Genomic DNA, 14,530 nt, shown 5'->3' with positions numbered 1-14,530 from the left:
CTGCTGGAGGCTGCGGGGGGGGGGCCACGGGGGAGTGGCGCCCGCGCCAACCGTGGCGACGGCGCGCGGCGGCTACCGGGCCGCCAGAGCGTCGAGCGCCGTGTCGGCAATGGCCTCCAGGGTGGCCCGGTCGGCACCGCCCTGCGCGGAGATCCGCATACCGCCGATGACGGCGTTCACGTACCGGGCGAGGGTCTGCGCGTCCCGCCCGGCCGTGATGTCGCCGTCCCGCTGCCCGGAGCGGATCGCGGTGCGCAGCATGGTGAGCCGCGTCGCGAGGTCCCGCTCCAGCATCGCCGCCGCCTCGGGGTCGCGCGCGGCGAGTTCGACGGTGGTGTTCACGGTGAGGCAGCCGATGCTGTGCCCGTCATCGCGGTGCTCGAACTCGCCCTCGATGATGCGGGCGAGCAGCGCCCTGACGCGCTCGATGCCCGTACGCTCCACGTCCTCCAGGATCTCGATCTGCGTCGCGTTCATGGTCTCCATGTAGCGGGCGAGCGCGCGCCGGAACAGGTCGTGCTTGCTGCTGAACGTGTTGTAGATGCTGCTGCGGCCCAGGCCCGTGGCCTCGCACAGGTCCTGGGTCGATGTGGCCTCGTAGCCGTTCGCCCAGAAGGCGTGCATCGCCGCGTCCAGGGCCCGCTCCTCGTCGAAAGTCCTCGGTCGCGCCATGGGGAAACCGTACAGGTTTTGGAACGAGCAGTGCAATACGTACGAGGATGCCCTCGCCCGGTGCCCTTGCCCGGTGCCCTCGCCCGGATCCGGGCTCGCTCCACCGGGGCCTATCTCCAGGCCACCCCGAACGCCCGCCCCGCGTTGACCGTGAGCATCAGCTCGGTCAGCTCCGCGCCCACCGCGCGTTCGAGCCGTGGCCGCACTCCGCGCAGCAGATGCGGCATGCCCGGTCCGCCGCACACGGACCGGGCCCCGGCCGTCGTCGTGTCGCCGCCCAGGAGCAGGCGGTCCCCGAACCCCGCGTCGGCGAGGGAGCGCACCGCGTCCGGCATGCGCCAGTCCGTGGCGTGGTGGGCGCGGGAAGGCCCGTCGAAGGCCAGGAGGGCGCCCGCCTCGGCGGCCTGGTGGTGGAGGGCGAGGTCGGGGAAGCGGTTGAGGTGGCCGAGGATCACCCGGTGCGGGGCCACCGCCAACTCCCCGCAGAGCAGGTCGAGTACGTCCAGCGCGGCGGTGCCGAGCTCCAGATGGACGGCGATCGGGGCGCCCGTCGCGCGGTGCGCCTCGGCCGCGGCGGTCATCGTCCAGCGGGCGTGGCCGTCGAGCCCGTGAAAGCCTCCCGCCACCTTGATCAGCCCGGCCCGCACACCGGAGTGCCCGATGCCTTCGGTGAGTTCACGGACGAACAGCTCCGCGAGCCCCTGTGCGCGCAGCCGCTCCAGCGACTCCGGTGTGTAGTGGGCGGCTTGGTGCAACCCGGTCGCGGCGACGATCCGTACGCCCGTCGCCCCCGACAGCTCCGGAAGCCGCTCCGCGTGCCGCCCCATCCCGTGCGGCGTCCACTGCACCACGCTCACCCCGCCCGCCGCGCGGAACGCCGCCAGCTCCTCGGCCGCCGCATCGACCGAGTCCAGCTCCTGGCCGGGGAGTTGAGGGCTGCGCAGGAAGAGGTGGTCATGGGCGTCGCAGACCCCGAGATCCGCCGGATTGATGTCGCCGAGAACCGTACGGACCTTCTCGGGGGCGGAGGTCACCACTGCCGCCCCTGCGCCAGCCGGTCGCGCTCGGGCGTCGACAGATGCAGCACCTGGAAGACATCCCCCGGCCGCCCGTCGGGCACCTCGTGCTCCCAGAGCGAGAAGTGCACCACTTCCCAGGTCCGGGGATCGACGGCGGCGACCGCACTCAATGCTTCGCCCTCCTTCACCAACTCCACTGTCGTGCGGGCCAGTTCCTCGGCGAGTTCGGGAAGCGGCGTCCCCTCGGGGATGCTCCGGCGGTGGCGCAGCGCCACCCTCGGCGTGAGCGCGGGCGTGGCCGACTCCTCGTACGCGAGGGCCGGCCAGTGCTGGACCACCGGCCGCCCGAAGTCGTTCACGAGCCCCTGGAAGCCGGGCCCCCAGAGGAAGGCGTTCATGCCCGCCGGGGTGTTCCAGAGGTAGAACGGCGCGTACTGGTTGACGGGCGAGCCGTCCCTGCCGCGTTCGCGCATCAAATAGGCCTTGAAGCCGAGTCCGGGGAACGCGTCCAGAAGGTGCCCCTTCGACTCGACGCGGTGGCGGATGACGCCCATGTCGTAGTCGGCGGGCAGGGTGATCTCGTACTGCATCGCGTGCATCGCGTACTCCCGTGGCGTCAGGGGCAGTTGAGGTAGGTTCCGGCGTCGACCAGCGGGCCCCAGTCGGCGGTCGTCCCGTCCTCGTCCGCCTCGACCACGGCGAGATGCGTCATGAACGTGCGCGGCCCCGCCCCGTGCCAGTGCGTCTCTGAGGGCTCGATCCAGACCGTGTCGCCCGCCCGGATCGGCTCGACGGCGCCTCCCTCGCGCTGCACGACCCCCTCACCCTCGGTGACATACAGCACCTGGCCGTGCGGATGGCGGTGCCAGGCGGTGCGGGCGCCCGGGGCGAAGTGGACGCTGAACACGCGTAGCCGGGAAGGAGCTTCGGGCGCGGCTATCTCGTCGAGCCAGACCGTGCCGGTGAAGTGTTCGGCGGGACCCGGCCTGGTGTCCGGCCGGCTGCGGGTGATGTGCAACGTACGCATCCTTACGAAGTGGTGGTGCGGGGAGCGGCGGAGCGGGCGGCGCCGAGCAGCGCGAGCAGGCCGCGCACCGCCGCGTCGAAAGCGGCCGGTGAGCCGGCGGAGCGGGCCAGGACATAGCCGCCCTGCACCGTCGCGACGATCGCCGAGGCGATCTCCCGAGAGTCGAGTCCGGCCGTGAACTCGCCCTGGGCGACGCCCTCTTCCACGATCCCGGCGAGCCGGTCGCGCAGCCAGTCGAGGGTCCCGGTGACGGGCGCGCGCAGCTCGTCGCTGGCGATCACGTCCGGATCCATCGTGAGCCGCCCGACCGGGCAGCCCCTCAACACGTCGCGCTCGCGCAGCAGATATGCCTCGATGCGCGCGTACGCCGGTCCGGTGCCGCCGAGCACGGCCTCGGCCGTGGCCCGCATCTGCTCGGCGGTACGCCGGATCGCGGCGAGCGCGAGGTCGGGCTTGCCGGTGAAGTGGTGGTACATGCTGCCCTGGCCCGCGCCCGCGTGCTGCTGGATCGCCTTGGGGCTCGTACCGACATAGCCCCGCTCCCACAGCAGCTCGCGCGTGGACTCGATCAGGCGCTCCGGAGTGCTCATGGGGAGAGTGTACATACTAGTAGGTACAGAGGGAGGCGAAGGGTGGTACGGCAAGAGCAGCGCCCACTACGCTCACCTTCGCCGTTCCGTCGGCGCGGCTCGCGGTGGTCGCACGGGTGGGCCCGGCCGCGGGAACCGTGGCGGGCCCGCGCCCCGCTCCCCGGGCGGCACGGACGGCGGGCGTTCGAGACGGCGCGCCCCGCTCCCCGCCGCCCGAGGCGCACCGTGGAACGTCACCGCCCGGTCAGCCGGCAACGGCCGACCGGGCGGGAGTCTTCGCGACCGCGTCGTACACGGGGTACGACGGCACGGTCGCCGAGGGGGCCGGTGCGGGGAGCGTGAACCACACCGTCTTGCCCGCGTCACCCTGCGGGCACACGCCCCAACTCTCGCTGACCGCCGCGACCATCGCGAGGCCGCGGCCACACGTGTCGAAGGGATCCGCGTCGTGGACCTCGGGCAGCCGAGGGTCGTGGTCGTGGACGGAGACCGTGAGACGGTCGAGCAACAGCTCGATCTCGACGGTGCACTCCTTGTCGGGCTCGGCGTGCCGGTGGACGTTGCTGAGCAACTCGGTCACGCCGAGGGCTGCCTGGTCTATCAAGGGATCGAGATGCCAGTAGCGCAACTGCGCAGAGACGATTCTGCGGACCTGGCGGATCCGCGACGGCAGAGCTTGGAGCTCTACCGTGCAATGCCTGCTCGGTTGGCTGATCACGGCTGCGACTCCCCGAATTGAGGTCCGGAAGAAGACGACGTTCGGATCGAGCAGGGGGCCGCGTGGTCTGCCGCCTGCTGCGTGGCCGGCGGCGGGCTGGTTCTTCAGCGTCATCGCCGGTAAACCCAGAGTGATGTGAGACCAGCGTGACCCAGGGGGCGCGGCCCTGCAACTCGCGCGCGCCCTCACGCTCCCGCCGTTCAGCCGCGCCGCCGCCGCTCCCCGGCCCTGCGCACGGCCTCGATGAACCTGCGTACGGTCGGCGGACCACCCTGTCCGGGCCCCGGTTCGCGCTCGGCCAGCGTGAGCCGGTACCGCCTGCCGTTCACTTCGGCGAGCGCATGGTCGTCCGCGGCGAACCACGGCTTGCCCGTGCGCACCGCCTGCACCGGCGCGCTGTCGATCTCCTTGCCGTAACTGGTGAGCAACTCCAGCCTGCCGTCGGCGATACGGACCTGCCCGGCCCGGGTGAGGGAGCGCAGACGCCGCCCGATCCGCACGCCCGTGGCCGTGAACTCCGGCTCCGCCATGACGTTCCGCCCCCTTGTGCGCTTCGGTGAATCGCTCATGTCGGGACAGGTGCCCCTTGCGGTGCAGTTTGCACGCACGCGGCGTCCAACACCAGTACGCCCGGGGACGTCCGCCCCCGAAGGGCCCTCCCACCCACTGCGCCAGCGGTGGCTTTGGGCTTCCCAAAGGTGTGTTTATGCAGGTAGGGGGCGTGCGAGAGGTGTTTAAGATCGAGGGGTACGGCCGCGTCGAATCGCGTCCGGCACGACGCGAAGGAGCCCCGCCGTGAGCACCCCACAGCAGGATCGAGCGGCCGTGAGCGCCCCACAGGACCGGGCCGCCGTGCGCGCCTCCCAGGACCGGGCCGACGAGCCGATGCCCACGCTCGACGTCGACCACAGCGACGAGGAGTACCGCGGCTGGCTCAAAGAAGCCGTCCGCAAGGTCCAGGCCGACGCCAACCGCTCGGCCGACACCCATCTGCTGCGCTTCCCGCTCCCCGAGCTGTGGGGCATCGACTTGTACCTCAAGGACGAGTCGACGCACCCGACCGGCAGCCTCAAGCACCGCCTGGCCCGCTCGCTCTTCCTCTACGGCCTGTGCAACGGCTGGATCAGGCCGGACCGTCCGGTCATCGAGGCCTCCAGCGGCTCCACGGCCGTCTCCGAGGCGTACTTCGCGAAGCTGATCGGGGTGCCCTTCATCGCGGTCATGCCGCGCACGACGAGCACGGAGAAGATCCGGCTGATCGAATTCCACGGCGGGCGGTGCCACTTCGTGGACGACTCGCGCACGATGTACGCCGAGTCGGCCGCCCTCGCCGTCGAGACCGGCGGCCACTACATGGACCAGTTCACGTACGCGGAGCGGGCCACCGACTGGCGGGGCAACAACAACATCGCCGAATCGATCTACCAGCAGCTGAGGTTGGAGCGCTACCCCGAGCCCGCGTGGATCGTCGCCACGGCCGGCACCGGCGGCACCTCGGCGACCATCGCGCGCTACGTCCACTACATGCAGCACGACACCCGCATCTGCGTCGCCGACCCGGAGAACTCCTGTTTCTTCGACGGCTGGACGAAGCACGACCCGGAGGCGACGAGCGACTGCGGCTCCCGCATCGAGGGCATCGGCCGCCCCCGCATGGAACCGAGCTTCGTGCCCGGCGCCATCGACCGCATGATGAAGGTGCCGGACGCGGCGTCCGTCGCCGCCGTGCGCGCCCTGGAGCAGGCCATCGGCCGCAAGGCGGGCGGCTCGACCGGCACCGGCCTGTGGAGCGCCCTGAAGATCGTCGCCGAGATGGTGGCCGCGGGCCGCACGGGGAGCGTCGTCACCCTCCTCTGCGATCCGGGCGACCGCTATCTGGACAAGTACTACTCCGACGCCTGGCTGGCCGAACAGGGCATGGACATCACGCCGTACGCGGAGGCCATCGACACGCTCCTGGCCACGGGGGCGTGGCCCAAGTAAGCCCGGAGCGCAGGTAGGCCCGGGCGGCCGTCACGCCTTGGTGTCCGTGAGCCGCCGGTCCAGCGCCGTGACGGCGTCGCGGAAGGCCCGGCCGAGCCCCGCGCGGCCGATCCGCATCGAGAGCCGGAAGGCGAGGGCGCCTTCGGCGGCGAACGTCCACCGCACGTGCGTGCCGGTCCCGGCGGGGGAGAGCCGCCACTCCTCGACGAGGGCGCGCGGGCCCGGCGCGTTCGTCTCGTCGACGCGGTACGCGTACCGCGTCGGTTCGTCGGCCGCGAGGATCGTCTCCCGAAAGCGCGTACCGCCCTTGAGCAGGACCTCCCGGCCCTTGCCGCCGTCGGTCGGGCGGCACCGGGTGACCGCAGCGAACCACGTGGGCCAGCCCATCACGTCGTCGGCGAGGGCGCGGTAGACCGCTTCGGGCGGGGCGCTCATCTCGCGCGCGAATACGAGGCGCAGCGCGGCGGACTCGATGAACTCGAGCCCCACAGGGCTCAGTCGGCGTGTCATCGCACTCTGCCCCCCAGCGGAGTAGTTGACCGGGCATGGTCACCATAGCTGGCAGGCCGTCAGATGTCTGCGGAGTCCTCGTGCTGCCCGGAACCGCGGGAGTCGCCGGAGTCGCCGGAGTCACTGAAGGCACCGGAGGTGATGGAGTCGTCGCGCTCCCCGGCGGCGAGGCTCGCCGCGTCGCCGTCGCCCTCCTCGCGCTCACCCGCCACCACGAGCCGGTCCAGATGCTCGGAGATCTCCGCACGCGCCTCCGCGGGCAGCCCCGCGTCCGTCACCAGCGTGTCGACCTGCGAGAGCGTCGCGAACGAACTGAGGCCCACCGTGCCCCACTTGGTGTGGTCGGCGACCACGACCACGCGCCGCGCCGACTGCACCAGGCGGCGGTTCGTCTCCGCCTCGGCCAGATTCGGCGTCGACAGACCGGCCTCCGGCGATATGCCGTGCACGCCGAGGAAGAGCACGTCGAAGTGGAGCGAGCCGATCGCCTGATCCGCGACCGGCCCCACCAGCGAGTCCGACGGGGTGCGCACTCCGCCGGTCAGCACGACCGTCGCCGCGCCCTGCCGCTGCCCGGAGCCGCGCTGCGCGGAGTGGAAGACATCCGCGACCCGCACCGAGTTCGTCACCACCGTGAGATCCGGCACGTCCAGGAGGTGGTGCGCGAGTGCGTACGTCGTCGTGCCGCCCGACAGCGCGATCGCCGAGCCCGGCGCCACCAGCGCCGCCGCCGCCCGCGCGATGTCCTCCTTGGCGGTCGGCTCCAGGCCCGACTTCGCCTCGAACCCCGGCTCGTGCGTGCTCGCCTCGACGACCGGCACCGCGCCGCCGTGCACCTTCTCCAGGACACCCTGGCGGGCCAGCGCGTCGAGATCGCGGCGCACGGTCATGTCGGAGACGCCCAGCTTCCGGGTCAGTTCATTGACCCTGACCCCGCCCCGGCGGCGCACCTCGTCGAGGATCAGGGCGCGGCGCTGCTCGGCGAGAAGATTCTGACTCTCACTCACGCCCGGCCCTTCCGCTCCGCCACTGCACACCCTCAGCGCCCGTCCGGCGCACACGGCCTCATCCTCGCATGTGCCACTGACGCCCGTGCCACCACCCGCGCGCGGTTCGCGCCCGCCCCGGAAGGGGGAGATTACGTAACGAGGGGTGCGCGGGGACCCGCGAGCCGAGATCCTTGTGCCCACACCACGCACATCTCGGGGGAAGCCAACAGTGGAGCGTGCGACGCAGGACGAGACCGCCCTGGAACTACTGGTCCACGGAGTGGGGGGCACCACACCGGACCAGATGCTGGGCGATCCGCGGACCGTCAGGATCTCCGGCGACGACACGGCGGCCGTCTTCCGCCGCACCGAGGACGCCGACGCCGAGCGGCGCCCCGACGACTACCGAGGCAAACCGGTCCCCGAGGCGTACGTCTGGTGCAACCTCACCTCAGGCAACGGCTCCCGCGCCCTGTGGCTCCTGCTGCTGCCCTTCATGGTCGTCAACCTCGCCCACTGGATGCGCCCCATCTCCCGCCACCGCCGGCCCCTCGTCCGCACCTACGGCCTCCTGGTCCGGCTGACCGGACTCACCCTCACCGTGCTGCTCGTCGCCGCCGCGTGCGAGGTCGCGCTCGACCTCATGGCCTGGCAGTGCGCGGGCACCCCCGAGTGCGCCGCCGACCGCGCCTGGCTCGGCTTCCTCGCGGCCGACGAGGCGGGGCACGGCGGCTGGTGGTCACAGCCCGGCCGCAGGCTCGCCCTCGCGGCCCTGCTGCCCGCCGCCCTCACCGGCCTGCTCTGGTACCTCTCCCACCGCACCTGGAGTGCGTACGAGTCCCAGCAGCCGCTGCCCCACCAACTCGACGCCGAGGAGGAGGAGACGACCCGCACCGCGCTCGGCAGGCCCGGATTCTGGTACGGCCGCCGCCTCGTCGCCCGGCTGCGCGCCGCCCACACCGCCGCGGGGCTGCTCACCGTCGCCGCGGCGGTCGGCGCCTCGGCCGCGCGGCACGACCGGCGCCCCGGAGGCCCCGCGCTCCTCGACCTCCTCGGCTGGGCCCTCGTCCTGACGCTCGTCCTTGGCGGGGGAGCCGTCGTCTGGGTGGTGTGCCGCAGGGGGCGCAGTGAACGCAGACTCGACCGCAAGCTCGACCGGGCCCTCGTGCGCGGGCTCCCCCTCGCCGCGCTCGCCCTGCTCGTCCTGACCTTCCTGTACGCGGGCTGGTCCCGCCCCGGCTGGCGGTCCGAGGGCAGGCTGCCCGGCGACGCGACCTTCGGCGGCATCGCGCTCGTCCAGGGCCTGCTGGTCATCGCCCTCGCGGTGGCGGCGCACTGCCTCTACCGCACCTCGCCCGACGCCCGCACCGCCATCCGGGGCCTCGGCGGCCCCGCCGTCGCCATGCTCGCCTGCGCGCTCGGCGGGGTGATGTCCGGCGGCGGCGCACAGCGCGTGGCCGACTGGCTCGACGGCACCCAGGGCTCGATCGACGGACCGCCCGTGCTGCTCACCTGGCAGGCGTCCGTGATCCCGCCGCTCCTGGTCGTGGTCGCCGTCCTGTGCGGCTGGCTCGGTCTGCGCACCCTCCAGCGCAAGCGCCGCGAGATGACGAAGGTGCTGCTCGACTACCCCGGCGAGCCCAAGGACTCCGCGCGCACCCGCCGCATCGCGGGGACACGCGCGCGTGCCGCCCTCACCGACCGCGCCCCCCTGCTCGTCGGCATCATCTCCGCCGTCACCCTGCTGCTCGGCGCGGGAGCCCTCGCCGGCGCGTGGCTGACGGAGAAGGTCCCCGCGAAAGCGGTGCAGGGCACCCCCGACATCGTGGAAGGCGCCGGGGAGACGTCCCAGGCACTGGGCTCCTGGCTGATCGGCTTCGGCTTCATACTCTTCGTCACCTGGGGCCGCCGCGCCTACAAGGACGCGTCGGCCCGGCGCACCATCGGCATCCTGTGGGATGTCGGCACGTTCTGGCCGCGCGCCGCCCATCCCTTCGCACCGCCCTGCTACGCCGAGCGCGCGGTCCCCGACCTGACCTGGCGCATGGCCGCCTGGACCCGCGCCACCAGCGCCACCGGCGGACGCCTCGTCATCTCCGGGCACTCCCAGGGCAGCGTCCTCGCGGCGGCCGCCGCCTGGCAGCTGCGCCCCTCGGTCCGCAGGCGCGTCGCCCTGCTGACCTACGGCTCACCCCTGGAGCGCCTCTACGGCCGCTGGTTCCCCGCCCACTTCGGCCCCGCCGCGCTCACCTCCCTGCACCGCGAGGTCGACTGCTGGCGCAATCTGCACCGGCCCACCGACCCGATAGGCGGCCCCATCAACCTCCGCGGCGACTGCGGCCCACAGGTCGACCGCGCCGCCCTCAAGGACCCGCTCGCCTACGGCCGTACGGAGGCCCACCCGCTCCCGGCACCCATCCACGGCCACGGGGACTACCAGGCCGACCCCGCTTTCGCGGAGGAACGCGCCCGCCTCCTCGCCCGCCTCAAGGCGGTCGTGCCCTCCCCGCGGCCCGCGGCCACGGAAGCGGTCACACCAGCTCCGGCAGATCCTCCGGATACAGCAGGGTGAGATCGTCCGTGCTCGGCTCGGGCAGCTGGGCGACCCGGCCCGCGTGCCGCTCCACCATCGCCTCGAAGGTCTGCCGCGCGGTGCGGCCGTTGCCGAACGCCGGGCCCTTCGGAAGCGCCGTGAAGTACTTCAAGAGCGCCTCGCCGGTCCCCGTGCCCAGGCGGTACTCATGCTCCTCGGCCTGCTGTTCGACGATCCGCAGCAATTCCTCGGGGGCGTAGTCGCTGAAGGTGATGGTCCGCGAGAAGCGGGACGCCACGCCCGGGTTGACGGAGAGGAAGCGCCGCATCTCCTCGGTGTAACCCGCCACGATCACCACCACGGCCTCGCGGTGGTCCTCCATCAGCTTCACCAGCGTATCGATGGCCTCGCGGCCGAAGTCGCGCCCGGAGTCCTCGGGGGAGAGGGCGTACGCCTCGTCGATGAAGAGCACACCGCCGCGCGCCCGGTCGAAGGCCTCCTGGGTGCGGATCGCCGTCGAGCCGATGTGCTCGCCGACCAGATCGACGCGCGAGACCTCCACAAGGTGGCCGCTTTCCAGAACGCCGAGCGAGGCGAGGATCTCGCCGTAGAGCCGTGCGACGGTCGTCTTGCCCGTGCCCGGCGAGCCCGTGAAGACCAGATGGCGGCGGACGGACGCGGCCTTGAGCCCGGCCTGCTGCCTGCGCCTGCCCACCTCGATCATGTCGGTGAGGGCGCGCACCTCCCGCTTGACGCTGTCCAGGCCGACCAGCGCGTCGAGTTCGCCGAGTACTTCCTTGGAGGCGCGGGCGGTCACCTCGGGCGCCGCGGGCCGGGGCGGCGCCTGCGCGGGGACCGAGCCGAGCAGCCCCGCGGTCTGCGTGGCCGTCTGCACGGCGGGCGCCTCCAGCGGCGCCGCCCCCGGGGCGCGCGGGCCGCCGCTCTCGTCGCTCGTGCACTCCTCGACGAGCGGTCCCTCCTCGGAGAACTCGAAGCCGCCGCGCGCGCACCGCTCCGTGCGGCACTTCTTCAGCGTCGTACGACAACCGTCGATGACGTGGAAGCCGTAACCGCCGCTGCCGCTCACCCGGCAGCCGTGGAAGCCGCCCCGGCCGCCCGCGGAGACGTAGAAACCGGCCTCGGCGGGGGAGGTGACCGTGCAGCGCTCGATGGTGGGGTCCGCGCCCTTGGTGACGATCACGCCCGTCTGGACGGCGTCGATCGTGCAGTTGGCGAGGGTGCCGCCGCTGCCGTGGTCGCGGAACCACGCGCCCGTGGCCGCCTCGCGGATGCGGCAGTCGTCGAGCTGAGCGGTCGCGCCGTCGCTCACCGACACCGCCGTGTTGCGCACCTGGGAGAGGTCGCTGTCGACGACGTCGGCGCGCGAACCCCGGTCCAGGACGAACAGCGCGTCCGGCACGTCCCGCACCCGGCACGACTCGAGGACGGCCGTCGCGCCGTCGCTGACCCACACCGCCGGATAGTCGCCCGTACTGTCGTGGATCTCGCACTGGTTGGCGTCCACGCGCGTGCCCGGGTCCCACACCGACAGGCCGTTGCGCCCGAAGCGGTGGACCGTGGAGCGGGTCAGCGTGAGCACGGAGCGCGAGCGCAGGTCGATCGCGTTCTCCGGGATGTCGTGGATGCGGCAGTCGGCCAGCGTCAGGACGGCGTCCGTGTCGAGCGTGATGCCGTCGGAGATGGTGCGGTGCACGTCGCAGTCGGTCAGATGCGCCGAAGCCCGCCCGGTGATGTGGACGCCCGCGCCCTTGACCTCGTACACCTCGCAGCCGATGGCCTCCAGACCGCTGTGCTCGCCGGTCACCGAGAGCCCGGCGCCCGAGGCGTGGTGCACCCGGCAGCGCTCCAGACGGGGGTGGGCCCCGCCGCGCACCGCGATGCCGGACTGGCCGGCCGCGACGATCTCGCACTCCTCGAAGACACCGCCGCCGCCGTCGAGCACCGCGATGCCGATGCCGCCGGGGTTGTCGACGGTGCAGCGGCGCACCGTCGGACGGGCGCCGCCGCGGACCTCTATGCCCGCCGCGGAGCGGGTCACGACACGGATGTCGGCCAGCTCCGGGGCGCCGTCCTCGACGAGCAGCGCGGGCGCGGACGAGTCCTGCCCCTCGACGTGCAGGTCCTGTACGACGGCGGACGCGCGCACGGTGAGCGGCACCCCCTCGGACGGGGCGATGCGCACCGAACCGGCGGAGCCCTCGGGGCCGCGCAGGGTCACCGCGCGCTGGACGACGAGGTTCTCGCGGTAGGTGCCCGGGGCGACGGTCAGTATGTCGCCGTCGCTCGCGGCCTCCAAGGCAGCGGCGAGCGAGGCGTACTCGCCGGTGCGGCGCCGCCACCGCGACGTGCCGGTGTGCGTCACCTGGACCGTGCCCTGTGCCATGGAGTTGCTCTGCCCCCACCTCGTCGTACGCGGGTCTTGCGCCGGGTGCGCGATGTGCCGCATCGCCGCGCAAGGAGCCGAAGAGTTCGGCCGGTCCACCGTAGCGCGCGTGAGCAGGGCGAGTTGACCCGATCGCCAGGCTCTCGCCTTTGGGGGGCCGCCGCGCGGCGGGTCAGGAGCCGGCGCCGGTCCTGCCCCAGTCGGGGCCCGCCTTGGCCCACGCCTGGTCCAGGCGGGCATGACGGCCACGCTCGATGCGCCACAGGACGATCCTGCGGGTGCCCTCGATCAGCGCGACGCTCGCCGCGGCCGCGCCGAATCCGGCGAGGGCCGCGTGTGTGGTCGCCGTGGCGGTGTCCAGCGGGCGGCCGACGACACGGCCACGCTCGTCGGTCCACAGCTTGAAGCGGTCGCCGGGGCGCGGGGTGTCGAGCCGGGCCATGACGACTCCTGAGCGGTCGGTGCCGTCCGGGGCCGTCCAGCGCGCGAGCACACGGCGGTGGGCGTCACGCGCAGACGAGGTCTCGGGGTCGGGGTCGAGCGGGGGAGAGGAGAGCTTCCGCAGGACCGTGCCGACGGTCGCGTGGCGGGCCTCGCGCTGCTCCCGCACCGAGGTGAGCAGGGCGTCCCGCGAGAGGTCGGTGGTGAGCGTGCCGATGACGGGGGCGGCGACGACGATCAGGACCAGGGCGGCGAGGGCCGTCCACGCCTCGGCGAGGTCGGTCCCGCGGCGCAGCGGATTGTGCCGCCAGCGCCAGAGTCCGACGATTGCCCGCACGGCCCCGCACTCCCTTCCGCGTCCGTCTTCACCAGGAACGGCACGGCCCGCGCGCGGGTGGCGAGAGGGCGCGAGACCACCCTGCCAAGTCGCCCTCGCTGCGCGTCCACGAAGTCAACGTCCGTGCTCCGCCAACGAGTTCCCCATCCGGACGCCGGTCATTCGAGGATCTTGAAGGCGTCACCGACGCGGATGACGCCGGTGGTCTCGGGCACCAGATTCTGCCCGAAGACGAGCCGGTCACCGAAGCGGCGGTGGCGGGCGAGCGTGCGCAGCGGCTCCTTGCCGCGCTCCGCGGTGTTCTGATCAGTGGTCGTCACGACGCAGCGGCCGCACTTCTTGACGACGCGGAAGGTGACGTCGCCTATGGCCACCCGCTTCCAGTCGTCCTCGGCCCAGGGCGGGGTGCCGTCCACGACCACGTTCGGCCGGAAGCGGTTCATGGGCAGCGGGCCCTCGTCCGCGTGGTCGCCCTGGGCGATCAGGGAGTTGAGGGCGTCGAGCGAGGAGAGCGTGGTGAGCAGCAGCGGAAAGCCGTCCGCGAAGCTGACCGTCTCCCCCTCCTCGCCGTACGCCGGGTCGACGGGGCGGCGCTTGGCGGGGTCGTCGAGGTGGACGAGCCGCACGTCGACGTCGAGGTGCGCGCTGAACCAGGCGTGCGCCTCGACGCTCGCGGGCACCGCCTCGACCTTGTCCTTCCAGATCTCCACCGGCACCGTCTCGACGGGCTCGGGGACCGCGATCGTCAGCGCCCTCCTGCCGGGCGCGGACACGCGGAGGCCGCCGCCGGGCAGCAGCTCGGCGGCGGCCAGCGCCATGCGCGGATGCGGCCGTTGGGAGATGAAGCGGCCGTCTTCGTCGACCAGCATCCACCGTCGGTCCCCCGCGAGCCCCCAGGGCTCGACGACGGCCTCGCGGGGCGCGTGCCCCTGGGCCGCCTTGAGCGGGTGGACGTGGATCGACCGAAGCGCTGGATTCGACATGAGGACATCCTGCCAGCAGCCACCGACAGCGATCTCCTCGGGCGAGCGGTCCCCCGCGATCACTCCCCGCGAAACCCGCGAAACCGGGCGATCAGTACCCCCGGTAGGGGCGGTTGTACGGGTCCTCGTACGGCGCGGGTGCGGGACGCGGCGCCGCGGGGCGCATCGCCTCGTACCCCGTGCCGGCGGCGGGCCGCTGGGGTTGGGCGCCCGGGTAGCCGCGCGGGCCGGCGGCCTGCTGCGGGATGTACGGCGCGGGGGCCTGCTGCAGCGGTGCGGGCTGCGGGGCCTGGCTGTAGCCGTAGGAGGGGTTGTGGTGGGAAG

At 72.9% G+C, this 14,530-nt stretch carries 15 protein-coding genes; 2 read left to right on the top strand and 13 right to left on the bottom strand.

Features of this window, described 5'->3' with window-relative positions; all coding sequences use genetic code 11:
* Window positions 1-72 precede the first annotated feature (72 nt).
* The 7 genes from GKQ77_RS14895 to GKQ77_RS14865 all read right to left on the bottom strand — a co-directional run bounded on the left by GKQ77_RS14895 (window position 73) and on the right by GKQ77_RS14865 (window position 4,556).
* Complete coding sequence (locus GKQ77_RS14895; RefSeq protein ID WP_219689244.1) at window positions 73-672, bottom strand: TetR/AcrR family transcriptional regulator; 600 nt, start codon at window positions 670-672, stop codon at window positions 73-75.
* 110 nt (window positions 673-782) lie between these two features.
* Complete coding sequence (locus GKQ77_RS14890) at window positions 783-1,706, bottom strand: phosphotriesterase family protein (RefSeq protein WP_372459883.1); 924 nt, start codon at window positions 1,704-1,706, stop codon at window positions 783-785.
* Window positions 1,703-2,290 carry a DUF4865 family protein gene (locus GKQ77_RS14885; protein ID WP_219689242.1) on the bottom strand — a complete coding sequence of 196 codons (588 nt, stop codon included), beginning with the start codon at window positions 2,288-2,290 and terminating at the stop codon, window positions 1,703-1,705. Before GKQ77_RS14885 ends, GKQ77_RS14890 begins: the two co-directional genes overlap by 4 nt.
* A 17-nt stretch (window positions 2,291-2,307) precedes the next feature.
* The gene (locus tag GKQ77_RS14880) at window positions 2,308-2,709 is read right to left on the bottom strand and encodes a (R)-mandelonitrile lyase (RefSeq protein ID WP_219689241.1); all 402 of its coding nucleotides are present in this window, start codon (window positions 2,707-2,709) and stop codon (window positions 2,308-2,310) included.
* Between the two features lie 11 nt (window positions 2,710-2,720).
* A complete protein-coding gene (locus GKQ77_RS14875) occupies window positions 2,721-3,308 on the bottom strand; it encodes a TetR/AcrR family transcriptional regulator (protein ID WP_258021350.1) in 588 nt (195 codons plus the stop codon).
* Window positions 3,309-3,552: 244 nt separating this feature from the next.
* Window positions 3,553-4,026 (bottom strand): ATP-binding protein, encoded by a 474-nt coding sequence (locus GKQ77_RS14870; RefSeq protein WP_219689239.1) that lies wholly within the window; start codon window positions 4,024-4,026, stop codon window positions 3,553-3,555.
* 200 nt (window positions 4,027-4,226) lie between these two features.
* Window positions 4,227-4,556, bottom strand: a complete 330-nt coding sequence (locus GKQ77_RS14865; RefSeq protein ID WP_219689237.1) for a hypothetical protein — start codon at window positions 4,554-4,556, stop codon at window positions 4,227-4,229.
* Window positions 4,557-4,911: 355 nt separating this feature from the next.
* Between GKQ77_RS14865 and cds1 the strand changes: the two genes are divergently transcribed.
* Entirely contained in the window at window positions 4,912-6,009 is a 1,098-nt protein-coding gene (gene cds1 / locus GKQ77_RS14860; RefSeq protein ID WP_219689245.1) for an L-cysteine desulfhydrase Cds1, read from the top strand.
* Window positions 6,010-6,039: 30 nt separating this feature from the next.
* Here cds1 and GKQ77_RS14855 read toward each other — a convergent pair whose 3' ends face one another.
* Window positions 6,040-6,519 carry an SRPBCC family protein gene (locus GKQ77_RS14855; protein ID WP_219689236.1) on the bottom strand — a complete coding sequence of 160 codons (480 nt, stop codon included), beginning with the start codon at window positions 6,517-6,519 and terminating at the stop codon, window positions 6,040-6,042.
* Window positions 6,520-6,578: 59 nt separating this feature from the next.
* Window positions 6,579-7,526 (bottom strand): DeoR/GlpR family DNA-binding transcription regulator, encoded by a 948-nt coding sequence (locus GKQ77_RS14850; RefSeq protein WP_219689234.1) that lies wholly within the window; start codon window positions 7,524-7,526, stop codon window positions 6,579-6,581.
* A 211-nt stretch (window positions 7,527-7,737) separates the two neighbouring features.
* Between GKQ77_RS14850 and GKQ77_RS14845 the strand changes: the two genes are divergently transcribed.
* Window positions 7,738-10,080 carry a hypothetical protein gene (locus tag GKQ77_RS14845; RefSeq protein WP_219689231.1) on the top strand — a complete coding sequence of 781 codons (2,343 nt, stop codon included), beginning with the start codon at window positions 7,738-7,740 and terminating at the stop codon, window positions 10,078-10,080.
* On the opposite strand, the gene GKQ77_RS14840 is transcribed toward GKQ77_RS14845, so the two are convergent.
* The 4 genes from GKQ77_RS14840 to GKQ77_RS14825 all read right to left on the bottom strand — a co-directional run.
* Entirely contained in the window at window positions 10,040-12,445 is a 2,406-nt protein-coding gene (locus GKQ77_RS14840; RefSeq protein ID WP_219689229.1) for a right-handed parallel beta-helix repeat-containing protein, read from the bottom strand. The two genes, GKQ77_RS14845 and GKQ77_RS14840, sit on opposite strands and share 41 nt — an antisense overlap.
* Window positions 12,446-12,617: 172 nt before the next feature.
* Window positions 12,618-13,223: an Rv1733c family protein gene (locus GKQ77_RS14835; protein ID WP_219689228.1), complete on the bottom strand. Its 606-nt coding sequence runs from the start codon at window positions 13,221-13,223 to the stop codon at window positions 12,618-12,620.
* 158 nt (window positions 13,224-13,381) lie between these two features.
* A complete protein-coding gene (locus GKQ77_RS14830) occupies window positions 13,382-14,206 on the bottom strand; it encodes an MOSC domain-containing protein (RefSeq protein ID WP_219689226.1) in 825 nt (274 codons plus the stop codon).
* A 91-nt stretch (window positions 14,207-14,297) separates the two neighbouring features.
* On the bottom strand, window positions 14,298-14,530 hold a 233-nt coding region (locus GKQ77_RS14825), incomplete at its 5' end, for a DUF6643 family protein (RefSeq protein ID WP_372459881.1).

The sequence above is a fragment of the Streptomyces anatolicus genome (assembly GCF_019400875.1).
In the GTDB taxonomy this organism is placed as follows: domain Bacteria; phylum Actinomycetota; class Actinomycetes; order Streptomycetales; family Streptomycetaceae; genus Streptomyces; species Streptomyces anatolicus.
The sequence above is the reverse complement of the archived record's forward strand: the minus strand, read 5'-3'. Positions and strand labels throughout refer to the sequence as shown.